A 21,984-nucleotide genomic window follows, 5' to 3' on the forward strand; every position below is an offset into this window, starting at 1 on the left:
CATCTGGGCGTGAACTTCGCCCGAGTTAAGATTGACGCATGGTCTATCATTCACGACAAAGCGCGTGCAAGTGCAAGCGGTTCTGGCTGCGGCATCGGCGTCAGGGGCGTGATGACGGGCCTGACCGTCAGAACCACTGGCCCGGTTCCATCAGTCCCAGATCCATCAGTTGCTGGGCATTCCATTCGAATTTGTGGGAATTTCGCCAGGTAAACCCGCTGATCGCGTCGCGTGAACCGGGGTTGCGCAGCAAGGCCTTCGCGACGCGGAACGAGGCGATCGCCGCGGTCAGGTTGTGGTGCCATGGGCAGGCATAGGTGTTGTATTCGTTGTCGTTGAACCTGTGATCGTCGCCGATCTTCAGCCCCTCGCTGGCGCGAAACAGCGAAATACGGTCGATCCTGCGCCGGTCCGTTGGAAGATATTCCTCGAATCTCCAACGCAGGCCGCCATGAAACGCAAGTTGGCGTTCAAGGTGAACGCCATCCGGCCCTGCCACCCCCAGCGCGTAATAGCCGGTCCGATCGAACATCGCCTGGTCAAGATCCACGCCAGACGGGCACCGGCTCAGATCGGGGCCATATAGGTCGATCACATAGCTCAGCATGGCGTTGCGGCGTTCTTCGGCATGAAAGGACAGCATTTCGCCAACATGCCGATGTTCGCTGAACGGAAAGAACAGAAACTCGGCGTTGAAGCAGTAATACAGCCATGTGCCATCAGGGACCGCTCGGATCAGGGCGTTCACAGCCTCGACATGGGCAGCGGGGCGGCGCGTATCCCAGATCAGATTGGTCACGCGGGCGGCCATGTCGTCGGGCAGGGTGATCGGCTCGGGCGACAGCGCAAGCACGTGGCGGAAACCGACCCGCAGATGATGGGCGATGGTTTCGGTGACGGCCGCGTCATCCTCGATCAGGATCATGGCAAGGGGGCCACGCTGGATCTGCCGGGCTCCGCGCTTCAGAAAGTCCAGCAATCCAGTCTCTGCGCTCATGGCATGACGGCCTTTACCTGATCCAGCGCCGCGCGCAGCAGATCGGGGTTGGTTGCCGCGCTTTCCACAAGCCGCATCAGGGTGGCCTTCTGCGTCTGCGAGATCTGCGCGCTTTCGATGATTTCCGTCACCCGGCCCGCGTCGAATCCTTCGGGGGTCAGCAGCGTCTCGATCTCGGCAGCCGTCGCGGCCGCATCGGCCGCCCTTGCGGTGGCGCTGGCCGCGTCCTCGGCCGCCTCTGCGGCTGTCTCGGTCGCGTCCTGATCCGCGCGCGTGTCCGTCGCCGATGTGGCGGCGGCGTCGGCGGCGCGATCGGCCGCGGCAATCGCGTCCTCTGCCGCGGCCTCCGCCTCGGTCGCGGCCTCGTTGGCCGGGGCGATGCCGGCTTCCTGCGACGCCTCGACGGCTTCGGCGGCGGCATCTGCGGCAATCGCCGCGGCATCTGCTGCCGCGTCTGCGGCATCCGCCGCTTCGTTGGACGGAACGGGCTGATCGCCGGGTGTTTCCGCGACTGTTTCGGAGACGTCCTCGGCTGTGGCCTCGGTCTGCTGCGCGGTGGTATCGGCGATCTCGGCCGCTTCGCCAGCCTGCGTGTCGGGGGCGTCCATCGGCGTCTCGTTCGCGGCAAGGTCGGAGGGCGCATCGGGCGCGGAGGCGTTCTGCCACCACCACCAGCCGCCAAGCGCCAGCACGAGAATCACGATCAGTGGCAACAGCTTCTGCATGGGGGTGTCTTCCTTCTTGCGTCCTGGCCGACGGGGCCGATTGGGGTTATCGCACAGGGTCGCAACGCCGAAAAGCCACCAGCGATCCGCGAAACCGCCCGGAATTCCGCCATTAGCGGCCCGGTTGCGTTCAAATCCGGTTGAAAGAGGGCGACGCGCGCCTTATTTTCGGTCCATTCCCGCCATGGCCATAAAAGGAGTAACGCCATAGCTCGTCGCCCGCATAACGCACCGCCCACCCGTGACACCGGACCCCGCGTGAATGAACGCATTCGCGTCGCCGAGATTCGCCTGATCGGCCCTGAAGGAGAGAATGTCGGTGTCGTGCCGCCCTCGGTCGGGCTGGAGATGGCAAGGGACAGCGGACTGGATCTGGTCGAGATCTCGCCCAACGCGACCCCGCCCGTCTGCAAGGTCATGGACCTTGGCAAGTTCAAGTACGAACAGCAGAAGCGAGAGGCCGAGGCGCGCAAGAAGCAGAAAGTCATCGACATCAAGGAGGTCAAGTTCCGTCCGGGAACCGACACCCACGACTACGATGTGAAGATGCGCAACGTGATGAAGTTTCTTGAAGGCGGCGACAAGGTGAAGGTCACCCTGCGCTTCCGCGGTCGCGAGATGGCGCATCAGGATCTGGGTGTCGATCTGCTGAACCGCGTCCGTGACGATGTCGGCGAGGCTGGCAAGGTCGAATCCATGCCAAAGCTGGAAGGCCGCCAGATGGTGATGATGATCGCGCCGCGCTGAACAGTCGCGCTGATCTGACCGACGCCGCAGAAATCGGGCCGCGCAGGCATTGCCGCGCGGCCTTTGTCTTGGATACGAGGGTGACATGACGCAACCGACGCAGATCAGGATCAAGCGCGGCGAAGGGTCCGACCATTCGGTCCCTCTTCCGTCCTATGCGACGCCCGGCGCGGCCGGGGCGGATCTGCGCGCGAATTTCACCGCCGAGCTGCGTCAGGGCATCGATCTGCAGCCCGGCGCGCGTGCATTGGTCCCGACCGGGCTGATCCTAGAGATCCCGGCAGGTTGGGAAGTGCAGGTCCGGCCACGTTCGGGGTTGGCGCTGAAGCACGGGATCGGCCTGGTGAATGCACCGGGCACCATCGACAGCGATTATCGCGGCATGCTGGGGGTGATCCTGATCAATCTCGGGCATGAGACATTCCACGTGGCGCATGGCGACCGGATCGCCCAGATCGTCGCGGCACCCGCGCCACAGGTCACGTTTCTCGAGGTCGGACAGGTCGATGCGACGCCGCGTGGGGCCGGTGGCTTCGGCTCGACCGGGGCCGGTTGATGCTGGGCGTGTGGCTGCTGGCCGGTCTGGCGGTGCTGGCGCTGTTCCTGCGTCTGCCCGGCCGGGTCGTGCTGGCGATGCTGGGCAGCCTGTGGTTGGGGCTGGTGCTGTTGCTGGCATTGTTGCCCGACAGCGCTGCGGCGCGGGCGACGGGCGGGACGGCACCACAATGGCTGGTCGGCGGCGCCGTGGTCGCGCTGATCCTGCTGTATCGCGCGGCATTGTCACGGCTGCGCGCGAAAGCGCCCGAAATGCCGTCCGAGGCGCAGCCTGCCCAAGACGGGCAGATGTCGGATGAGGAACTGGATCGCTATGCCCGGCATCTGGTCCTGCGCGAGATCGGCGGGGCGGGCCAGATGAGGCTGCGGGACGCGCGCGTGCTGATCGCCGGTGCGGGCGGGCTGGGTGCGCCGGTCTGCCTGTATCTGGCGGCTGCGGGCGTCGGGCGGATCACCTTGGCGGACGACGACACGGTCAGCCTGTCCAACCTGCAAAGGCAGGTGATCTTCCGCAGCGATCAACGCGGTCAGCCAAAGGCGCGCGCCGCTGCACTGGCGATGTCCGCGTTGAACCGGCATGTCGCGATTTCGCCGCTGCTGCGCCGCGTCACGGCCGAGGATGCGGATCTGGTCAGCCAGCACGATCTGGTCATCGACGGCACCGACAGTTTTGCTGCGCGGCAGGCGATCAACCGCGCCTGCGTGGGCGCGGGCGTCCCGCTGATCGCCGGCGCGATCGCCCAGTGGGAGGGGCAGGTGACGCTGTATGACCCCGCGCGCGGCGGCCCGTGCCTTGGTTGCCTGTTTCCGGTGGCACCAGCGCCGGGCCTGGCACCTGCCTGCGCAGAGGCAGGCGTCGTGGGCGCGCTGCCCGGCGTGATCGGCAGCCTGATGGCGCTTGAGGCGATCAAGCATCTGACCGGCGCGGGCGAGGGCCTGCGGGGCAGAATGCTGATCTTTGACGGGCTTTACGGCGAAACCCGGATGGTCCGCACTCGGGCACGCGCCGAGTGTGACGTCTGCGGGTCCAGGATCAGCCACTGATCGTCCCGCTGTCGCCGAATGCCTGTCCGATTTCGTTCATCCTGCCGCAGCAGTCCATCTGCGTGATCACGTCGGCAGCAGATGGTTTCGATCAAGCACAATCCTCATTAGGGTCACTGCAAAGACAGGAGCCACGCCCATGAATTCCGAACTGACCCGCTGGACCGGCCCCGAAGGCCTGCCGCGATTCGACCTGATCGGCGATGCCGATTTCGCGCCCGCTTTTGATCGCGAACTGGCCGCCGCCGAAGCCGCCATGGAGGCGATTGCCGCCGATCCCGAACCTGCCAGCTTTCAGAATACCGTCGCGGCGATGGAGACCGCGGATGAGGGGCTGAACCGGGTCTTGTCGGTGTTCTACACGTTGGCTTCCGTCGATTCGACCGCGGCGCGGCAGGCCCTTCAACGGGACTTCGCGCCACGGCTTGCCGAATATGGCAGCAAGATCAGCATGGATCCAAGGCTGTTCGCCCGCGTCCGTCTGGTCGCCGATCAGGCCGAGGCTTTGCACGCCGAGGATCGGCGCATTGTCGAATTGGCGTTGCGCGATCTGACCCGTGCAGGTGCTGGACTGAGTGGTGCGGCACGCGACCGGATGGCCGAAATCCGCAGCCGCATGGCGGTCTTGACGACACAATTCGCGCAGAATGTGCTGGCTGATGAACGCGATTATGTCCTGCCTGTCCCGCAGGACCGGCTGGCTGGTCTGCCCGATTGGCTGGTCCGCGCGATGCGCGCGGCCGCGCGCGAGCGCGGAATTGACGGCCAGGTCGTGACCCTGAATCGGTCGCTGATCGTGCCGTTTCTGGAACATGCAGAGGACCGGGCCTTGCGGGAAGTGGCGTTCCGGGCATGGACTGCGCGGGGATCGGGTCAGGGGGCAGGCGGCGAGGCGACCAGCAATCTGCCGCTGATCGCGGAAATCCTGTCGCTGCGCCACGAGCGGGCGCAGATCCTGGGCTATCCGGATTTCGCCACCTACAAGCTGGAACCGGAAATGGCGGGAACGCCGGCGCGGGTCCGGGATCTGCTGGACCAGGTTTGGGAACCGGCGACGCGACGCGCCGCCGAAGATCAGGCGAAGCTGGTCGCGCTGGCGCGCGAGGATGGCGTCAACGGCCCCTTCGAGGCATGGGACTGGCGTTTCTATTCCCAGCGGTTGCTGCGGCGCGAACATGATGTCGATCCCGACGAGGTGAAGCCTTATCTGACGCTGGACGCGATGCTGGGCGCGGTCTTCGACGTGGCGGGCCGGCTGTTCGGGCTGGAGTTTCAACCGATCGACGCGCCGCTGTGGTCGGACGATGTCCGGGCATGGCGTGTCACGCGCGACGGGCGGCTTATGGCGGCGTTCGTGGGCGACTATTTCGCCCGGCCCGGCAAACGGTCCGGCGCGTGGTGCTCGTCGCTGCAATCCCAGCACCGGATCGGCACGGGCCAGCGGGCGATCGTCGTCAATGTCTGCAACTTCACTCCGCCCGAAGAACCGGGTCAGCCCGCGTTCCTGTCCTGGGACGACGCCCATACGCTGTTCCACGAATTCGGCCATGCCACGCATCACATCCTGTCCGATGTTGCCTGGCCGTCGATTTCCGGCACATCCGTGGCCCAGGATTTCGTCGAACTGCCCAGCCAGCTTTACGAACACTGGCTGGAACAACCTCAGGTGCTGGACGCGCATGCGCGCCACAACGTGACCGGCGCGCCGATCCCGGCCGATCTGCGGGACCGGGTTATTGCGGCGGGTAACGCCGATACCGGCTTCTCGACCACCGAATATCTGGAAAGCGCGTTGGTCGATCTGGCCTTGCATCGCGGCGATCCGCCGGCCGATCCGATGGCCCGCCAGGCCGAGATCCTGGCGGAACTCAGCGCACCCGATGCGATCCCGATGCGTCATGCCTCGCCGCATTTCGCGCATGTCTTTGCGGGCGACAGCTATGCCAGCGGCTATTACAGCTATCTGTGGTCCGAGGTCATGGACGCGGATGCATTCGCCGCATTCGAGGAGACAGGGGACATCTTTGATGCCGAAACCGCCCGGCGACTGGAGGACAGGATCCTGTCGCGCGGCGGTTCGGCCCCGGCGGACCAGCTATGGATCGCGTTCCGGCAGCGCATGCCGGGCATCGACCCGTTGCTGAAGGGGCGGGGGCTGGCCTGATCTGCCCGGCGAACGTGCCGAGGTGAGTGACCAAAGGAAAGGGGGGGGCGTGCCGACCTTGCGGTCGGCGTCCTGCCGGACGGGCGTTGGCGCGCCGCGGTCGCGGCGCGCGGCCGCGCAGATAGCGGCCCTGGCCGACCCTGTCTGTCAGTCGCGGATTTCCTGGGGATCGACACCCCAGATCGCCTGTTTGGGAACCCATCCCCGCTGACCGCCGCCCGAAATGCGGCACCAGCCGGGATTGCATTCGCCCAGTCTGACGATCGCGCCGGTTTCCGCCTTTGCAACGACATCCGCATCAGGATCGGGGCGGTTGCGCAACTGCACCATGTCCTGGGTCACAAGGGCGGTCCGGACCCCCGACAGCAGCGCGTAATGCACCCAGCCGCCGGCGCCGTCCTTGTCCTCGACCCTGCGCCAGTGGCCGAACTCGGCGACCACCCGCAAGGGCATTCCGGCATGGCGGAAGACCCAGTCGATTCGATGGGACAGGCTGGGGCCGCGTCTTGCATTGCCCTCGTTGCCCTTCAGGCTGACATAGCGCGGCAGCGGCAGATTCGTGACCGGGCCTCGCATGCCCGGTTCGGCCTGGCTCTGGACACGGATCACCCGCGCATTGGGTGACCGGGATCGAAGCTGCAGCTGCGCCTGATACGGGGACACGTCCTGCATCGCGGTGGGCCCGTCCTGCGGCGCGGCCCCGATCTGGCCTGCAAGGGCGGGTAACGCGACGATGCCTGTCGTTATCACCATCACCACAGCTGCCGCCATCGCCGCAAGGTGCCGTCCACACGCCCGTCTGTTCATCTGTCTTCCGTTCCTGTCGATCGGAATCCCGACCGCCCCAAAATTTCCGCCCCATCACTGTCGGCGCCACCGCGCTGTGCACCGGCCCGATGCGCGTTTGCGGCAAGCGTCGCGCTGGGGTCTTGTGCCTGCGTCGCAACGCGGGCAGTTTGCCAAAAGCCGCCCGGCATTGGAAGTGTGCCGCCCACACGACTTCGAGAAAGTGAGGTTCACATGCACAGCCCCCAGCCATCGCGTCAGAAGCTGCGCGTCGCCGTCACCCGTCGCCTGCCCGAAGCGGTCGAGACCCGCATGAAAGAGCTTTTCGATGTGGTGCTGCGCGATGACGACCGAAAGCTGAGCCGCGAAGAGCTGGCCTCGGCGATGCAGAACGCGGACGTGCTTGTGCCGACGGTGACCGACCAGATCGACGCCAACCTGCTGGCCCAGGCCGGCGAGCGGTTGAAGCTGATCGCAAATTACGGTGCTGGGGTCGATCACATCGATGTCCAGACGGCCCGACAGCGCGGCATTCTGGTCAGCAATACGCCGGGCGTCGTCACCGAAGACACCGCCGACATGACGCTGGCGCTGATCCTTGCGGTGACCCGCAAGATCCCGGAAGGCCTGGCCGAAATGCAGGCCGGCCGCTGGAAGGGCTGGGCCCCCACGGCGCATCTGGGCGGGCGTGTCGGCGGGCGGCGCCTTGGCATCCTGGGCATGGGCCGGATCGGGCAGGCCGTGGCGCGTCGCGCGAACGCTTTCGGGATGCAGGTTCACTATCACAACCGCAAACGGTTGCGTGCCGAGATCGAAGAGGAATTGCAGGCGACCTATTGGGAAAGTCTGGACCAGATGCTGGCCCGGATGGATGTGATCAGCGTCAATGCTCCGCACACGCCCTCGACCTTCCATCTGCTGAATGCGCGGCGGCTGAAGCTGCTGAAGCCATCGGCGGTGATCGTCAATACCTCGCGCGGGGAAGTCATCGACGAGAATGCGCTGACCCGGATGCTGCGCGCCGGCGAGATCGCGGGCGCCGGGCTGGACGTTTTCGAACATGGCCACGAGATCAATCCCCGACTGCGCGAACTGCCGAACGTGGTGCTGTTGCCCCACATGGGCAGCGCCACCGCCGAGGGACGCGCAGAAATGGGCGAGAAGGTGATCATCAACATCAAGACCTTCGCCGACGGGCATCGCCCGCCCGATCTGGTCGTGCCCAGCATGTTGTGACGCGCGCACGCGCCGGAATGCGGACGCTGAGGCGTCCCGAGTATTGACGGTAACTGATTGAATTGGGGGCGCGCATGGTGATGTCCGCGAGGGCGGCCGTGTCGGGATTGTTCTTTCTCAACGGTCTGATGGTCGGAAGCTGGGCACCGAAATTGCCCGTACTGATGCAGCGGCTGGATATATCCGAGGCTGTCGCTGGCGGGATCGTGCTGGTTCTGGGCCTGGGCTCGATCACGATCATGCCGGTCTTCGGCGCCCTGACGGCACGCCGGGGATCGGCCCGTGCGGTGCGTCTGGCGGCGCTGCTTGCGGTGCCGACATTGCTGATGATTTCGGTCTCGCCTAACCTGATTGCCACGATGGCAACAGTCTTCCTGTTCGGTGGGATGATCGGGGCGATGGACGTCGCGATGAATGCCAATGCGGTCGCGGTCGAACGTGGCCGCAGGCGGGCGATCATGTCGTCGTGCCATGGATTCTGGAGCCTTGGCGGAGTCGTCGGCGCGGGCCTTGGCGGCATGGCGATCACCCTGCTGGGTGAGGTCTGGCACGCGGTGGCCGTGACCTTGCTGCTGGCTGCCGGGCTTGCCGTCATCCTGCCGCGCGTGCTGCAGGACGCGCCCGTTGCCGGGGGCGCGGCCGCGGCGCCGCTGCGGTTGCCGCGCCAGCCCATGCCCTATGTGATCGGCTTCATGGCGCTGTGCTGCATGGTGCCGGAAGGTGCGATCCTTGACTGGGCCGCGGTCTATCTGCAGCGCGAGATGGGCGCGTCCCTGTCGCTGGCGGGCTGGGGATTCGCGGGATGCGCGGCGACGATGGCGGTGATGCGGTTTCTGGGCGATGCGCTGCGGCACCGTCTTGGCGCGGTCAGCATGTTGCGTCTTAGCGCGCTTGTCGCGATCGCCGGGATGGGAATCGCCGGGATGGCGGGCACACCGGCGCTGGCGATCACGGGGTTCGCGCTGGCGGGGATCGGCATCGCCAATCTGGTGCCGATCGCGTTTTCTGCGGCGGGCAACCTGCCCGGTCTGGCCAACGGGATTGGGTTGTCGGTGGTCACGACCATGGGTTATTCCGGTATCTTGCTGGCGCCCGGCACGATCGGCTGGCTGGCCGAGCGGATGAGCTTTTCGTCAATCTACCTTGGGCTGGCGGCCTTGCTGACGGTGCCACTGCTGCTGTCGCCGCTGGCACGGACGGCGGATTTCACGGCGGCAGAGGACGAACCTGCCGAACGCGCCGCCTGAGTCAACCCGCGCAACGGGGGCGCGCGTTGCTTGGGCTGTGCGCGCAACGGGTTTTCCGGCGGATCGCCCGACGCCTCGGCAAATGCAGGGATTTTCGCTGCACCAACCGTGCACAGCGCGTGCACCGGGCGTGCACAGCGCGTACACAGCTTGCGCGCGTTGCGCAGGCCCGACGCGGATTCCCGGACGCGTTCGCGGCGCTAGAACCGCAGGCTGACCCCGACAAGCGGGCCAGCCATGGTCATGTCGATCCGGGTGCCGCCGTCGCGGTAATCGACATTCAGTTGCCGATATCCTGCGGACAGATACACATTTTCGGTCACCTGATAGTTTGCGGTGGCGACCAGTTGGCTGGTTTGTTCCGAGCCGACGCCAAAGCCGCCGTAATCGGCATAGAAAATGGCGCTCCAGCGTGGTGACAGACGGTAATTCGCCCGTAGCGCCACCAGCGGATCGGCGAAGGACTTGTCCCCGCTGCGACTGATCGCGCCGCCGAGAAGATCGACCTGCGCCTCGACCTTCCACAGCCGCGCCCCTCCCAGCACGTCCAGATGCATGTCCGGCGTGTCGATGGCGCGATAGCCTGCCAGCAGGGTCATGGATCGTTGCCGCAGCTTGGCGCGCGCCGGCAGGCCCGGAGGCACCACCCCCTCCTTGCTGCTGGAGGACAGGCTGAGATCGCCCATGAACACCAGACGGTCGCGGCGCGCATAGCCCGTCAGGAACATCGCCCCATCGGTATCTTCCAGAACCTCGGACAGCGACTTGTCGACGCTGAAGGTCGGCGCGCCGGTGAACGGGGTCGCGTCGCCACCCAGTCCCGCCGCCCAGACATAGGGGGTGATCTGCCCGTGCCAGTCGCGATCCTGCGCCTCCGCCGTGGCAGGCAGGGACAGCAGCGCGGCGGCCGAAAGCGTCAGTGCGGTTTTCCAGGACATGCCGTGATCCCTCAGATGCTGTTCTTGTGGACGCGACCGTTCTTGACAATCAGCCGCAGGTTGTCGGTATCTTCAAGCCAGTCCAGATCCGCAGAGGGATCGCCGTCGATCACCAGCAGATCCGCAAAGGCGCCGGGTTCGATCACGCCAAGACGCCCGTCATAGGGCGCGCGCGGTCCCGACAGCGCCAGCAATTGCCCGGCCGCGCCCGTGGCCCGGTGCAGCGCCTCGAGCGGGGACATGAAGCGGGCCAGCTTGGACAAGTGCCGCCCCTGTTTCTCGGCGCCGCCGAACAGCACATCGCTGCCGAACGCCCAGTTCACCTTGTGGGTGCGGGCCAGGTCGAAGGCGCGCATCGTTCCTTCGGCGACCATCTTCTGGGCGGCGATCGCGGCGGGGTCGGTGTACTGGTTGGAATCCTCGTCCGCCAGGAAGGGCTGGATCGACCACCAGACATCGTTGTCGGCCATCATGGCGACCGTTTCCTGGTCCGCAAGCTGACCGTGTTCGATCGACTTCACGCCCGCCCGGATGCAGCGCTGAATGCCCTTCGAGGTATAGACATGCGCGCAGACATAGGTGTTCCAGTCTTCGGCGGCCTGAACCGCGGCGCGCATCTCTTCTTCCAGATACTGGGTCGAATCGATGGGATCGGACGGCGAGGCGACGCCGCCGCCGGCCATGATCTTAATCTGGCTTGCGCCCTTCATCAGCTGTTCGCGGGCACGGCGCAGGATTTCGGGAACGCCATCGGTGATCGCGGTCATGCCCTGCTGCAACGCGTAGTCGGGCGGGTCCGACGGCATCAGCGGCAGTTGGTTGGGAAAGCGGAAATCGCCGTGCCCCGAGGTCTGCGACAGCATCGCGCCCGAGGGAAAGATGCGCGGCCCCTCGACCACCGAGCGATCGATGGCGGCCTTCAGCCCGAAAACCGGGCCGCCCACGTCGCGCACCGTCGTGAAGCCGCGCTGCAGCGTGGCGCCGGCTTCGCGTCCCGCCAGCAGATGCACCAGGCCGATATCCTGCGTCATCGCGACGATCTGGCTGACCGACGCCAGAGAGGCGTGCCAATGCGCGTCGATCAGCCCCGGGATCACGCTGCGCCCGCCGCAGTCGATCCGGTCGGCGTCCTCGGGGCCTTGTCCGACGGCTGGCAGTCCCGAGATGCGCCCGCCCTCGATCAGGATGTCCATCCCGTCGCGCATCGACAGGGTCTGGCCGTCAAAGAATTTCAGGTTGGTCAGCAGCAGGGGTTTTCCCGGCGTCTGCGCCCGCAGTTCGCGCGGGGCCAGCCCGAAGCCCGCGAACATGCCGACGACCGCCGACATACCGCCCAGCATCTGCCGGCGAGAGATATCCGCCTCGATCCGCCTCATCGCCATCTGAGTCTCGGGGCGACCGCAATGGCAATAACTCAGCGTTCCGGGCTGGAACGCGGCTTCGAAGCAGGCTTGGCACATGAGACTCTCCGTTCGCGTTGCGAACAGGCTAGCCGATAGATCACGGGCAGGTAAGGAAAATTTGAGGTCGCGTATGCGAAGCCGGAGGGGCGAACCATGGCTGCCGAAGCAGGCTGTTCCCTGCCCGTCAGCGATAGGTCTGGTCGGGGCCCGGAAAACTGCGATCGCGGACGGCGCAGGCATAATCGGCGATGGCCTGTTCTGCGCGCGGTCCGAGATCGCCGAATTTCTGCACGAAGCGGGGCACGCGGCCCGACAGGCCCAGCATGTCGTCAAGGACCAGGATCTGGCCGTCGCAGCGTGCCGAAGCGCCGATGCCGATGGTCGGGATCGCTATGGCCTGGGTGATCTGGTCGGCCAGCGGTTCCATCACGCCCTCGACCACAAGCGAGAATGCCCCGGCCTGTTCGACGGCCTGCGCATCGGCGACATGGGCGGGCCATGTCGCCTGATCGCGGCCCTGCGTCCGGAATCCGCCCATCGTCAGGGTGGATTGCGGTGTCAGGCCGACATGGCCCATCACCGGGATGCCGCGGCTGGTCAGGAACGCGATGGTGTCGGCCATTCTTGCCCCGCCCTCCAGCTTGACCGCGCCGGCGCCGGTTTCCGACATGATCCGGGCGGCGTTGCGGAACGCCTGCTGCGGGCTTTCTTCATAGCTGCCGAAGGGCATGTCGATCACCACCATCGCGCGCGCGCTGCCGCGCATCACCGCCTGTCCGTGCAGGATCATCATGTCCAACGTGACGCCGATGGTGGAGGGAAGGCCGTGGATCACCATGCCAAGGCTGTCGCCGACAAGGATCACTTCGGCATGGGCATCGACCATCGCGGCCATGGGCGCGGTATAGGCGGTCAGCGCGACGATGGGCGTGTCGCCCTTGCGGGCGGCGATCTGCGGAACGGTGATGCGTTTGACCGGGGCCTGAGCGGACATGGGCGATCCTTTACGGGGTGGCGGTGCGTTGATCGATCAGCAGCACCTCGCCGAAGCGGACGGCCAGAAGCATGACCACCGGACGGTCGATGCGGCTGACGCGCGACAGATCGGCGGCGTCGCGCAGATCGACGGATCGGACCTGCGCGCGCGGTTCGCTGCGCAGGATGGCGCGGACCGCGCGGCGGATGGCGGCCGGGCTGGCGCCGTGTTCGACCATCTGCTGGCCGCGATCCAGCGCGCGGTTGAGGACGGTCGCGGCCGCACGGTCCTGGGGCGTCAGGCGGCGGTTGCGCGACGACATCGCCAGACCGTCGGATTCGCGCACGGTGGGCACCGGGATGATTTCCACGGGCATGTCCAGATCGGCGACCATCTGCCGCACGATGGTCAGTTGCTGGTAATCCTTTTCGCCAAAGGTCGATGCGTCGGGGCCGATGATGTTGAACAGTTTCGTCACGATCGTCGTCATGCCGCGGAAATGGCCGGGGCGGACGCGGCCCATCAGCATCCGCGACAGGCCCGCAACCTCGACCACGGTCTGCGCGCCGGGGCGGTAGATATCCTCGACCGAGGGCAGGAACACCGCGTCGCAGCCATGCTGACGCAGCATCGCCAGGTCGGTTTCCTCGTCGCGGGGGTATTTTTCCAGATCGGCCTGCTGGTCGAACTGCGTCGGATTGACGAAGATCGAGGCGACGATACGTCCGCCGCCCCGTGCGTCCAGCCAGTCGCGGGCCTTCGCGACAAGGTGCATATGGCCGTCATGCAGCGCGCCCATCGTGGCGACCAGAACCACCTTGTCGCCAGCCTCGCGCCAACCCGCGACGCAGTCCCTGACCGACTGCCTGCTGCGGCAAATCTGCATGATCCCGTCCCCCCGTCACCCGGTCTTGCCCCCCGACATGCCGGGCAACCTACCGTCCGAAGGCGGATTCGCACAAGTGCTGCGTTGCAGCATGTCGTTTTTGGCCGTCAATGGTCGGGCCGAGGGGACCGGTGTGCCATGGCTCTGGCAGATACGGGACAGGAACAGGCCAGAGGAGTCGCCCGAAAATGAAAACGCATGTGAAGGTTCTTGTCGTCGGGGGCGGCGCGGTCGGGTGCGGCATCGCCTATCATCTGGCTAAGGCCGGGTGGGAGCCGCTGCTGGTCGAGCGGGACGAGCTGACCGCCGGATCGACCTGGCACGCCGCCGGTCTGCTGCCGCTGTTCAACATGGGCTACGCGACCAGCCATATCCACGATTATTCGGTCAGGCTGTATGCGGGGCTTGAGGCCGAGACCGGGCTGAATGCCGGGTTCACGCGCTGCGGCAACCTGCGGATGGCGCAGACAGATGCGCGGATGGACGAATACATGCTGTATTCCTCGACCGCCGAGACGATCGGTATCGAACATCAGTTCCTGACCCCGCAGCAGATCAAGGATCGCTGGCCGCTGGTCAATACCGACGGGCTGAAAGGCGCGCTGTTCCATCCGACCGACGGCTATATCAACCCCGCCGACGTGACCCAGGCGATGGCCAAGGGCGCGCGCATGGCCGGCGCCACGATCGAGCGCAAGCTGCAGGTCAACGGCTATGCCTGGACCGGAACGGAATGGATCGTCACCTGCGAGAAGATGATCGAGAAGGGCGGCAACCTGGTCCCCTCGGGCGAGACGTTCGAGATCCGGGCCGAACATGTCGTCACCGCCACCGGCAACCATGCGCAGCGCACCGCCCGGCTTCTGGGAATCCGCATTCCGGCGATCCCGGTCGAGCATCAGTTCATCGTCACCGAACCCGACCCGGCGCTGCTGAAGTGGCGCGCCGACGGCAACCCGGAACACCCGGTCCTGCGCGACGCCGATGCCAAATGGTATGTCCGCGAGGAACGCGGCGGCTGGATCCTTGGCCCCTACGAGGAAGGCGCACCGGCGCGCTTCCCCCACGAGGTGCCCGACAGCTTCCGCGCCGATCTTTTTCCGCTGGATCTGGAACGGATCGAAGAGGAATACATGTCGATGATCCATCGCATCCCCTCGTCGGAAGAGGTCGGGCTGAAGGATGATTTCAACGGGCCGATCTGCTATACCCCCGACGGCAACCCGCTGGTTGGACCGGCGCCCGGACTGCGCAACATGTGGCTGGCCGAGGGATTCAGCTTCGGCATCACGGCGGCGGGCGGCGTCGGCCATTACCTGACCCAGATGATGACCCAGGGCGAGGCCGAGATCGACATGGCGTCGCTGGACCCGCGCCGCTTCGGGTCGTGGATGACCACCGAATATGCGGTGAAGAAGAACGAGGAAAGCTATTCCCACGTCTTCATCCTGCATCATCCCGACGAGGAACGCGACGCGGCGCGGCCGCTGCGCACCTCGCCGGCCTATGACCGGCAAAAGGCGCGCGGCGCGCAGTTCGGGCAGGTGAACGGATGGGAACGGCCGAACTATTACGGGCCGGTCGATGCCCCCGCCGATTTCGACCACACTGCCCGCAACTTCCGGCGCGGCGGCTGGTGGCAATATGCGAAGGCCGAAGCCGAGGCCGTCCGAGAAGCCGCCGGCCTGATCGACGCGACCGCCTTCGCCAAGCATATGGTCACCGGACCGGGCGCGACGGCGTTCCTGGATTGGCTGACCACCAACAAGCTGCCCAAGGTGGGCCGCATCAACCTGACCTATGCGCTGACCCAGACCGGCACGACCCGCACCGAATACACCATCGTGCGGCTGGACGAAGATAGGTACTACCTTGTCTCGGCAGGTGCCTGGGAAGATTACGACGGCGACAACCTGATGAAGTCGGCCGAGGATTTCATGGCTGCGGGTGGCGCCTTCGTGGCGATCCAGAACGTGACCACGCAATGGGGCGTCTTCGCCATCGCGGGTCCGAAATCGCGTGAGATCCTGTCGCGGCTGATCCGCGATCCGCAGCCCGAGACCGCCTTGTCGAACAAGCGCTTCCCATGGCTGTCGGCGCGCCGGATCGAACTGGGGATGGTGCCCGTGAACGCGATTCGCGTCGCCTATACGGGCGAACTGGGCTGGGAACTGCACCACCCGATCGAGATGCAGAACCACCTGTTCGACAACCTGGTGCGGGAAGGCGAGCCGCTGGGACTGAAGCTGGTCGGCGCGCGAGCGCAGAACTGGCTGCGGCAGGAAAAATCCTATCGCGCCTTCGGCACTGAACTGGGCCGCGACGCGACCCCGCTGGAGGCCGGGCTGGATCGGTTCGTCGATCTGTCCAAGGACTTCAAGGGCAAGGCGGCAATGCAGGAGGTTGGTATCCGCAGCAAATGCGTGACCCTGCTGATCGACGGGCCTGCGGACGCCGATCCCTGGGGCCGCGAGGCGCTGTTCCTGGATGGTGAGAAGATCGGGCGACTGACCTCGGGCGGCTATTCGGCAGCCTTCGGCAAGCAGATCGGCATGGGCTATGTCCGCCCCGATCTGGCCGAGCCGGGCACCAAGCTGAAGGTGCGGATGTTCCGCGACCTGTATGACGCCGAGGTGACCGAGGACAGCCCCTACGATCCCACCAACGCGAAGATCCGCGTCGACGGCTGACCTTGCGGTCGGGCAACGCGCCCTGTGTTCCATGTGCCCGTCCGCCGAAATCCGGCGGGCGGGCATCTGCATTCGGCGTCAGCGAACCAGGAATACCGAGATCTTCGCGTAGCGTGCCACATGGCCGCCATGCGAGGCAAAGACATGGTCCATCATGCCGGGAACATGGGTAGCCATCACGATCAGGTCGGTGCCGCTTTCCTCTGCCGCGTGCAGCAGCTGCTGCGACATTTCCGATGTCGGATCGCTGCATATGATGGCCTGACTTTCGACCGCAAGGCCACTGCGCGACGCCAGGTCGTTGGCTGCGGAGGACAGTTTCTCGCGAAATTCCTGCGGGTTGTGGGCGATGCTGCTGGGGTGGTCGCTTTCGACGCTGACCAGGAGAATGTCGGCGTCATGGCTGCGGGCAAGTTCCATCGCAAGTTCGATCGGGCGCGCCATCTTGTCCCAATGGGACAGGTCGACGGGAATCATGATCTTGGAAAACATCGGATCTGCCTTTCGGTTGCCTTCGCACCGGTGGCATCGATCGGGAACGGCGTCGCGGTAACCGAATGGCCGACCGGCGCGAGAACCTTATCCTGCAGGACGCCCGCAAGGTGGTCAAGCGTTGCCCGGACAGGGCGCGTCCCCTCTGAATGCAAAAGGCCGGACCCGAAGGTCCGGCCTTTTTGAATTGGAGCGGGCGATGAGATTCGAACTCACGACCCTAACCTTGGCAAGGTTATGCTCTACCCCTGAGCTACGCCCGCATCCTGTCCGAAGCTGTCTTCGCCTTCGGTGAGCGGTGATTTATGGGACCGCGCCGGGGCGTGCAAGGGGAAATTTCCGGATCGGCGCGGTTTTTTTCGCCGCATTGACAGATCATCCGCCCAGAGCGCATTTTCAGCGCGCAGGACAGGGGTGACCGCGTGAATACAACCGAGCAGCTGCGCGACTTCGTTCGCCAATCGCTTGAGGAAGGTCATGACCGGGCCGCGATCGCCGGCGCGATGGCCGATGCCGGATGGTCCGAGGCCGAGGTTCGGACCGCGCTTGCGGCGTGGGCAAAGCCGCAGGGGATGCCCCCGGTGCCGCTGCCGCAACACCATGTGTCGGCCCGCGAAGCGGTGTTCCACGCGCTGATGTTCGCGGCGCTGGCAATGGTGACCTGGCATCTGCTGCAACTGGGATTCGCGGTCATCGATGCGCTGATTCCCGATCTGACCGACTTGTCCGTCGGGCGCGGAACGATGCGCTGGTCGATTGCGGCGCTGTTGGGGTTCCTGCCGTTGTTTCTGTATCTGGACCGCCGGGCGGTCCGGGCGGTGCCGCGCGGCGAGGGTGGGCGCGGGTCTTCATTGCGGCGGCTGTTCGCCTCGGTCACGTTGCTGATCGCGCTGCTGACGCTGATGGGGGATCTGGTCGCTGCGATCTATGCGCTGCTGTCCGGCGGGCTGACGCTGCGGTTCATCGCCAAGGCGGTGCTTGTCGCGGTGATCGCGGGGCTGGTGCTGGTCTATTACCGGAGCGATCTGGATGACTGAGCGGCGGCAGGGCTGGGCGGTCTGGACGATCGCGGCAGTTGCGGTCGCGCTGATCGGCACCGGTCTGGTGTTCAGCGGCGGGCCGATGCAGGGCAGGGCCGAGCGGCGCGATGCGGTGCGGATGCACGACCTGAACGCGGCGCAGACCCAGGCCATCTGCCGGGCGTTCGAGGCGGGCGCGGCGACGGCGGATCTGGCGCCCACCGCCGCCTGTCCCGAAACGCTGCGCCTGACCGATCCGTTTACCGATCGGCCCTATCGCATCGAGATGGTGGACGCCGACAATCTGCGGTTCTGTGCGGTCTTCGAACGTCCCGATCACGCGACCGCCTATCGGAACCTGACGGACGGGGCAGAGCCGGGGGAATCCTGCCTGATCCACCGCCTGCCACAGGATCTGGATCGCGGCACGGGCGGCTGAGGGATCAATCGCGGCCGATACGGCCCAGATGCGTGTCCTGAAAGCCTGCGGCCGTTTTCAGCCCGTATCCCAATGCCCGGTCGATGCCGACATGCGCCATCCAGATGCCGCCCGCCGCGATCAGGTCGGGGGATCCGATCATCAGACCCAGCAGCGCCAGGATCAGCCCGTTGGCGTAAAGATGCGCGGCGTTATAGACCGCCGCGCCGATCCGGGGGCCGGCCAGATAGCCCAGCATCGACAGGTCGGGCGCCAGCAGCGCCAGGGGCCAGACCCACAGCGGCCAGCCCGACTGGGTGAATCCGGCCAGCGCAATGGCCGCGGTGAAGATCCCCGCGCCCTCGACCCGCTGCCAGACGACCGGGGTCATTCCGCCGCGCGGATGCGGACGGGTTTCAGCATCTGCGCAAGATAGCGTCCGGTGTGGCTGGCCTCGACCCCGGCCACCTGTTCGGGCGTGCCGGTGGCAACGATCTCGCCACCGCCATCGCCGCCTTCGGGGCCGATGTCGATGATCCAGTCGGCGGTCTTGATGACGTCCAGATTATGTTCGATCACGATGACGGTGTTTCCCTCGTCCACCAGGTGATGCAGCACCTCCAGCAGCTTGCGCACATCCTCGAAATGCAGGCCGGTGGTGGGTTCATCGAGGATATACAGCGTCCGGCCGGTGGACCGACGGCTGAGTTCCTTGGACAGCTTGACCCGCTGCGCCTCGCCGCCCGACAGGGTCGTGGCCTGCTGGCCGACCTTGATATAGCCAAGGCCCACCTGCATCAGCGCGTCCATCTTTTCACGGATCGACGGGACGGCGGCAAAGAAGGTCTGCGCATCCTCGACCGTCATATCAAGAACGTCGGCTATGCTTTTGCCCTTGAAGCGGATTTCCAGCGTCTCGCGGTTGTAGCGCTTGCCCTTGCAGGTCTCGCATTCGACATAGACGTCGGGCAGGAAATGCATCTCGATCTTGATGACGCCGTCGCCCTGACACGCCTCGCAGCGACCGCCCTTGACGTTAAAGCTGAAGCGGCCGGGTTTGTAGCCGCGCGCCTTGGATTCGGGCAGGTTCGCGAACCAGTCGCGGATCGGGGTGAAGGCGCCGGTATAGGTGGCGGGGTTCGACCGGGGCGTGCGGCCGATGGGGCGCTGGTCGATGTCGATGACCTTGTCCAGATGTTCCAGCCCCTTGATCGTCTCGCAGGGGGCCGGCGTCTGACGCGCGCCGTTCAGGCGCAGAGAGGCAGTCTTGAACAGCGTCTCGATGGTCAGGGTGGATTTGCCGCCGCCCGAAACGCCGGTCACACAGACGAATTTTCCCAGCGGGAAATCGGCGGTGACGTTCTTCAGGTTGTTGCCGGTCGCCTTGACGACGCTGACCTTCTTGCCGTTGCCCTTGCGGCGGTCCGAGGGCACCGCGATTTCCCGCTGGCCCGACAGATACTGGCCGGTCAGGCTGGCCGGGTCGGCGGCGATCTGGTCCGGCGTGCCGTGACTGACCACGGTGCCGCCATGGACACCCGCGCCGGGGCCCATGTCGAAGACATAGTCTGCGTGGCGGATCGCGTCCTCGTCATGTTCCACGACCAGCACCGAATTGCCCTGATCGCGCAGGTTCATCAGCGTCCGCAGCAGTCGGTCATTGTCGCGCTGGTGCAGCCCGATCGAGGGTTCGTCCAGCACATACAGCACGCCGGTCAGCCCGCTGCCGATCTGGCTGGCCAGCCTGATCCGCTGGCTTTCGCCGCCCGACAGCGTGCCGGCGGCGCGCGACAAGGTCAGGTAGTTCAGCCCGACATTGACAAGGAAGCCCAGGCGTTCGCGAATTTCCTTGAGGATCGCGGCGGCGATCTCGTTCTTCTGTTTCGACAGATGTGCGGGCGCATTCTCGACCCAGTCCAGCGCGTCCTGGATGGAAAGTTCGACCACCTGGCCGATATGGTTGCCCGCGATCTTCACGGCCAGTGCCTCGGGTTTCAGGCGATAGCCGGCGCAGGCGCCGCAGGGGCGGTTGTTCTGATAGCGTTCGAATTCCTCGCGCACCCACTGGCTGTCCGATTCGCGCAGCCGGCGTTCCATGTTGGGGATCACGCCTTCGAAGACGCGGCTGATTTCATAGACGCGGCCCGCGTCGTCGAAGCGGAACTTGATCTCGTCCTTGCCGGACCCGCGCAGGAACATCTGCTGCACATGGTCGGGCAGGTCCTTCCACTGCGTCTTCTTGTCGAAGCCGTAATGCTTGGCCAGCGCATTGATCGTCTGGGTCAGATAGGCGGATTTGGACTTGGCCCACGGCAGGATCGCGCCCTTGTCCACGGACAGGCCCGCATCCGGGACGACCAGGCGTTCGTCGAAGAACAGTTCGACCCCCAACCCGTCGCAGACCGGGCAGGCCCCGAAGGGGGCGTTGAAGGAAAACAGGCGCGGTTCGATTTCCGGGATGGTGAATCCGCTGACCGGGCAGGCGAAGTTTTCCGAGAACGTGATCCGTTCGGGCAGCGCATCGTCGCCGGTCGGCGCCGTCTCCAGCACCGCGATGCCGTCGGCCAGATCCAGTGCGGTGCGCAGACTGTCCGCCAGCCGGGTTTCCAGCCCCTCGCGCACGACGATCCGGTCCACGACCACGTCGATATTCTGGCGGAACTTCTTGTCCAGCGTCGGCGGTTCGTCCAGGTCGTGGAATTCGCCGTTTACCTTGACGCGCTGGAAACCCTGCTTCCTGAGTTCAAGAAATTCCTTGCGGTATTCGCCTTTTCGATCGCGCACGATGGGCGCCAGAAGATAGGCGCGAGTGCCGTCTTCCATCGCCATGATGCGGTCCACCATGTCCTGGACCTGCTGCGCCTCGATCGGCAGTCCGGTGGCGGGCGAGAAGGGCGTCCCCGCGCGGGCGAACAGCAGCCGCAGATAATCGTAGATTTCCGTGACGGTGCCCACGGTTGAACGCGGGTTCTTCGAGGTCGTCTTCTGTTCGATGCTGATCGCCGGGGACAGACCGCTGATATGGTCCATGTCCGGCTTGCCCATCATGTCCAGGAACTGCCTTGCATAGGCCGACAGGCTTTCGACATAGCGGCGCTGGCCCTCGGCGTAGATCGTGTCGAAGGCAAGGCTGGATTTTCCGCTGCCCGACAGGCCGGTGATGACCACCAGCTTGTCGCGCGGAATGTCCATGTCCACGCTTTTCAGGTTGTGCTCGCGCGCGCCGCGAACCTCGATGAACTTCTGTTCCATGAGCGAGCCTTTGATCGACCAAGCGCATCACATAATCAGACGCGATGAAAAAGCAACCGAATGCTGTGAACATAAAGTGAACTTCCAGGCGGGCGCAACCTTGTTCGTCCCGGTCGTGGCGTTGCGGCGGGCGGGATCGCGGGGCTGCGTGTCAGCCTTTTGCCGGACTCGTCTTGCCGGGCATTTGCTGTATCTCTGCGCGCCGAACGCGGCTGCTGCGTGCTAGCGCTTGCGCTGCGATGCAGCATGGTTAGGATACCGCAAGCGGAAAAAGGGGGATCAGCATGTTTCAGAAAATCCTTGTGGCGAACCGTGGCGAGATTGCCATTCGGGTCATGCGGGCGGCGAACGAGCTGGGCAAGCGCACGGTCGCGGTCTTTGCCGAGGAGGACAAGCTGGGCCTGCACCG

The 21,984-nt window shown here is 65.5% G+C and carries 20 protein-coding genes and 1 tRNA gene; 10 read left to right on the forward strand and 11 right to left on the reverse strand.

Annotated elements, in window-relative coordinates; all coding sequences use genetic code 11:
* Window positions 1-127: 127 nt before the first annotated feature.
* Both J7359_RS07580 and J7359_RS07585 read right to left on the reverse strand, forming a co-directional pair.
* Window positions 128-997: a glycosyltransferase family 2 protein gene (locus tag J7359_RS07580; RefSeq protein WP_209056016.1), complete on the reverse strand. Its 870-nt coding sequence runs from the start codon at window positions 995-997 to the stop codon at window positions 128-130.
* Window positions 994-1,722 (reverse strand): hypothetical protein, encoded by a 729-nt coding sequence (locus tag J7359_RS07585; protein ID WP_209056017.1) that lies wholly within the window; start codon window positions 1,720-1,722, stop codon window positions 994-996. The genes J7359_RS07580 and J7359_RS07585 overlap by 4 nt, the downstream gene beginning before the upstream one ends.
* 207 nt (window positions 1,723-1,929) lie before the next feature.
* On the opposite strand from J7359_RS07585, the gene infC reads away from it, so the two are divergent.
* From infC to J7359_RS07605, 4 genes are all read left to right on the forward strand, one after another.
* Window positions 1,930-2,469: a translation initiation factor IF-3 gene (infC, locus tag J7359_RS07590; protein ID WP_209056058.1), complete on the forward strand. Its 540-nt coding sequence runs from the start codon at window positions 1,930-1,932 to the stop codon at window positions 2,467-2,469.
* An 85-nt stretch (window positions 2,470-2,554) separates the two neighbouring features.
* Window positions 2,555-3,025: a dUTP diphosphatase gene (dut, locus tag J7359_RS07595; RefSeq protein ID WP_209056018.1), complete on the forward strand. Its 471-nt coding sequence runs from the start codon at window positions 2,555-2,557 to the stop codon at window positions 3,023-3,025.
* Entirely contained in the window at window positions 3,025-4,068 is a 1,044-nt protein-coding gene (locus J7359_RS07600) for a HesA/MoeB/ThiF family protein (protein ID WP_209056019.1), read from the forward strand. Before dut ends, J7359_RS07600 begins: the two co-directional genes overlap by 1 nt.
* 139 nt (window positions 4,069-4,207) lie before the next feature.
* Window positions 4,208-6,232, forward strand: coding sequence for a M3 family metallopeptidase (locus J7359_RS07605; RefSeq protein ID WP_209056020.1), 2,025 nt, complete (start codon window positions 4,208-4,210; stop codon window positions 6,230-6,232).
* 147 nt (window positions 6,233-6,379) lie between these two features.
* Here J7359_RS07605 and J7359_RS07610 read toward each other — a convergent pair whose 3' ends face one another.
* Window positions 6,380-7,003, reverse strand: a complete 624-nt coding sequence (locus J7359_RS07610) for an SH3 domain-containing protein (protein WP_247740234.1) — start codon at window positions 7,001-7,003, stop codon at window positions 6,380-6,382.
* A gap of 249 nt (window positions 7,004-7,252) precedes the next feature.
* On the opposite strand from J7359_RS07610, the gene J7359_RS07615 reads away from it, so the two are divergent.
* Together J7359_RS07615 and J7359_RS07620 are read left to right on the forward strand one after the other, a co-directional pair.
* Window positions 7,253-8,254: a D-glycerate dehydrogenase gene (locus tag J7359_RS07615; RefSeq protein WP_209056021.1), complete on the forward strand. Its 1,002-nt coding sequence runs from the start codon at window positions 7,253-7,255 to the stop codon at window positions 8,252-8,254.
* 74 nt (window positions 8,255-8,328) lie between these two features.
* Complete coding sequence (locus J7359_RS07620) at window positions 8,329-9,501, forward strand: MFS transporter (protein ID WP_209056022.1); 1,173 nt, start codon at window positions 8,329-8,331, stop codon at window positions 9,499-9,501.
* A 200-nt stretch (window positions 9,502-9,701) separates the two neighbouring features.
* Here J7359_RS07620 and J7359_RS07625 read toward each other — a convergent pair whose 3' ends face one another.
* From J7359_RS07625 to panC, 4 genes are all read right to left on the reverse strand, one after another.
* Window positions 9,702-10,439: a YfaZ family outer membrane protein gene (locus tag J7359_RS07625; RefSeq protein ID WP_209056023.1), complete on the reverse strand. Its 738-nt coding sequence runs from the start codon at window positions 10,437-10,439 to the stop codon at window positions 9,702-9,704.
* Window positions 10,440-10,450: 11 nt separating this feature from the next.
* A complete protein-coding gene (locus J7359_RS07630) occupies window positions 10,451-11,899 on the reverse strand; it encodes an amidohydrolase family protein (RefSeq protein WP_209056024.1) in 1,449 nt (482 codons plus the stop codon).
* Between the two features lie 127 nt (window positions 11,900-12,026).
* A complete protein-coding gene (panB, locus tag J7359_RS07635) occupies window positions 12,027-12,836 on the reverse strand; it encodes a 3-methyl-2-oxobutanoate hydroxymethyltransferase (RefSeq protein WP_209056025.1) in 810 nt (269 codons plus the stop codon).
* Window positions 12,837-12,846: 10 nt separating this feature from the next.
* The gene (panC, locus tag J7359_RS07640; protein WP_209056026.1) at window positions 12,847-13,704 is read right to left on the reverse strand and encodes a pantoate--beta-alanine ligase; all 858 of its coding nucleotides are present in this window, start codon (window positions 13,702-13,704) and stop codon (window positions 12,847-12,849) included.
* A 188-nt stretch (window positions 13,705-13,892) separates the two neighbouring features.
* Between panC and J7359_RS07645 the strand changes: the two genes are divergently transcribed.
* Complete coding sequence (locus J7359_RS07645) at window positions 13,893-16,394, forward strand: FAD-dependent oxidoreductase (RefSeq protein ID WP_209056027.1); 2,502 nt, start codon at window positions 13,893-13,895, stop codon at window positions 16,392-16,394.
* A 78-nt stretch (window positions 16,395-16,472) separates the two neighbouring features.
* On the opposite strand, the gene J7359_RS07650 is transcribed toward J7359_RS07645, so the two are convergent.
* Together J7359_RS07650 and J7359_RS07655 are read right to left on the reverse strand one after the other, a co-directional pair.
* Window positions 16,473-16,886 carry a universal stress protein gene (locus J7359_RS07650; RefSeq protein WP_209056028.1) on the reverse strand — a complete coding sequence of 138 codons (414 nt, stop codon included), beginning with the start codon at window positions 16,884-16,886 and terminating at the stop codon, window positions 16,473-16,475.
* A gap of 188 nt (window positions 16,887-17,074) precedes the next feature.
* Window positions 17,075-17,149: transfer RNA gene (locus J7359_RS07655), tRNA-Gly, on the reverse strand.
* A 159-nt stretch (window positions 17,150-17,308) separates the two neighbouring features.
* On the opposite strand from J7359_RS07655, the gene J7359_RS07660 reads away from it, so the two are divergent.
* Together J7359_RS07660 and J7359_RS07665 are read left to right on the forward strand one after the other, a co-directional pair.
* On the forward strand, window positions 17,309-17,923 hold the full coding sequence (locus tag J7359_RS07660) for a DUF5671 domain-containing protein (protein WP_209056029.1): 615 nt from the start codon (window positions 17,309-17,311) through the stop codon (window positions 17,921-17,923).
* Window positions 17,916-18,344: a hypothetical protein gene (locus tag J7359_RS07665; RefSeq protein WP_209056030.1), complete on the forward strand. Its 429-nt coding sequence runs from the start codon at window positions 17,916-17,918 to the stop codon at window positions 18,342-18,344. The genes J7359_RS07660 and J7359_RS07665 overlap by 8 nt, the downstream gene beginning before the upstream one ends.
* A 4-nt stretch (window positions 18,345-18,348) precedes the next feature.
* Here J7359_RS07665 and J7359_RS07670 read toward each other — a convergent pair whose 3' ends face one another.
* Window positions 18,349-18,714: a DUF4260 domain-containing protein gene (locus tag J7359_RS07670; RefSeq protein ID WP_209056031.1), complete on the reverse strand. Its 366-nt coding sequence runs from the start codon at window positions 18,712-18,714 to the stop codon at window positions 18,349-18,351.
* Window positions 18,711-21,575, reverse strand: a complete 2,865-nt coding sequence (gene uvrA, locus J7359_RS07675) for an excinuclease ABC subunit UvrA (protein ID WP_209056032.1) — start codon at window positions 21,573-21,575, stop codon at window positions 18,711-18,713. The genes J7359_RS07670 and uvrA overlap by 4 nt, the downstream gene beginning before the upstream one ends.
* Before the next feature lie 284 nt (window positions 21,576-21,859).
* On the opposite strand from uvrA, the gene J7359_RS07680 reads away from it, so the two are divergent.
* Window positions 21,860-21,984: biotin carboxylase N-terminal domain-containing protein (locus J7359_RS07680; RefSeq protein WP_247740256.1), on the forward strand; the 125-nt coding region annotated here is incomplete at its 3' end.

The sequence above is a fragment of the Paracoccus sp. R12_2 genome (assembly GCF_017744015.1).
GTDB lineage: Bacteria > Pseudomonadota > Alphaproteobacteria > Rhodobacterales > Rhodobacteraceae > Paracoccus.

Bases quoted from the DNA above. Each gene is read 5' to 3' on its own strand.
- J7359_RS07650 (WP_209056028.1), bottom strand. From the start codon at position 16,886: ATGTTTTCCAAGATCATGATTCCCGTCGACCTGTCCCATTGGGACAAG.
- J7359_RS07615 (WP_209056021.1), top strand. From the start codon at position 7,253: ATGCACAGCCCCCAGCCATCGCGTCAGAAGCTGCGCGTCGCCGTCACC.
- J7359_RS07585 (WP_209056017.1), bottom strand. From the start codon at position 1,722: ATGCAGAAGCTGTTGCCACTGATCGTGATTCTCGTGCTGGCGCTTGGC.
- uvrA (WP_209056032.1), bottom strand. From the start codon at position 21,575: ATGGAACAGAAGTTCATCGAGGTTCGCGGCGCGCGCGAGCACAACCTG.
- J7359_RS07630 (WP_209056024.1), bottom strand. From the start codon at position 11,899: ATGTGCCAAGCCTGCTTCGAAGCCGCGTTCCAGCCCGGAACGCTGAGT.
- J7359_RS07645 (WP_209056027.1), top strand. From the start codon at position 13,893: ATGAAAACGCATGTGAAGGTTCTTGTCGTCGGGGGCGGCGCGGTCGGG.
- panC (WP_209056026.1), bottom strand. From the start codon at position 13,704: ATGCAGATTTGCCGCAGCAGGCAGTCGGTCAGGGACTGCGTCGCGGGT.
- J7359_RS07600 (WP_209056019.1), top strand. From the start codon at position 3,025: ATGCTGGGCGTGTGGCTGCTGGCCGGTCTGGCGGTGCTGGCGCTGTTC.
- J7359_RS07620 (WP_209056022.1), top strand. From the start codon at position 8,329: ATGGTGATGTCCGCGAGGGCGGCCGTGTCGGGATTGTTCTTTCTCAAC.
- J7359_RS07610 (WP_247740234.1), bottom strand. From the start codon at position 7,003: ATGGCGGCAGCTGTGGTGATGGTGATAACGACAGGCATCGTCGCGTTA.
- J7359_RS07605 (WP_209056020.1), top strand. From the start codon at position 4,208: ATGAATTCCGAACTGACCCGCTGGACCGGCCCCGAAGGCCTGCCGCGA.
- J7359_RS07665 (WP_209056030.1), top strand. From the start codon at position 17,916: ATGACTGAGCGGCGGCAGGGCTGGGCGGTCTGGACGATCGCGGCAGTT.
- dut (WP_209056018.1), top strand. From the start codon at position 2,555: ATGACGCAACCGACGCAGATCAGGATCAAGCGCGGCGAAGGGTCCGAC.
- J7359_RS07625 (WP_209056023.1), bottom strand. From the start codon at position 10,439: ATGTCCTGGAAAACCGCACTGACGCTTTCGGCCGCCGCGCTGCTGTCC.
- J7359_RS07580 (WP_209056016.1), bottom strand. From the start codon at position 997: ATGAGCGCAGAGACTGGATTGCTGGACTTTCTGAAGCGCGGAGCCCGG.
- J7359_RS07670 (WP_209056031.1), bottom strand. From the start codon at position 18,714: ATGACCCCGGTCGTCTGGCAGCGGGTCGAGGGCGCGGGGATCTTCACC.
- panB (WP_209056025.1), bottom strand. From the start codon at position 12,836: ATGTCCGCTCAGGCCCCGGTCAAACGCATCACCGTTCCGCAGATCGCC.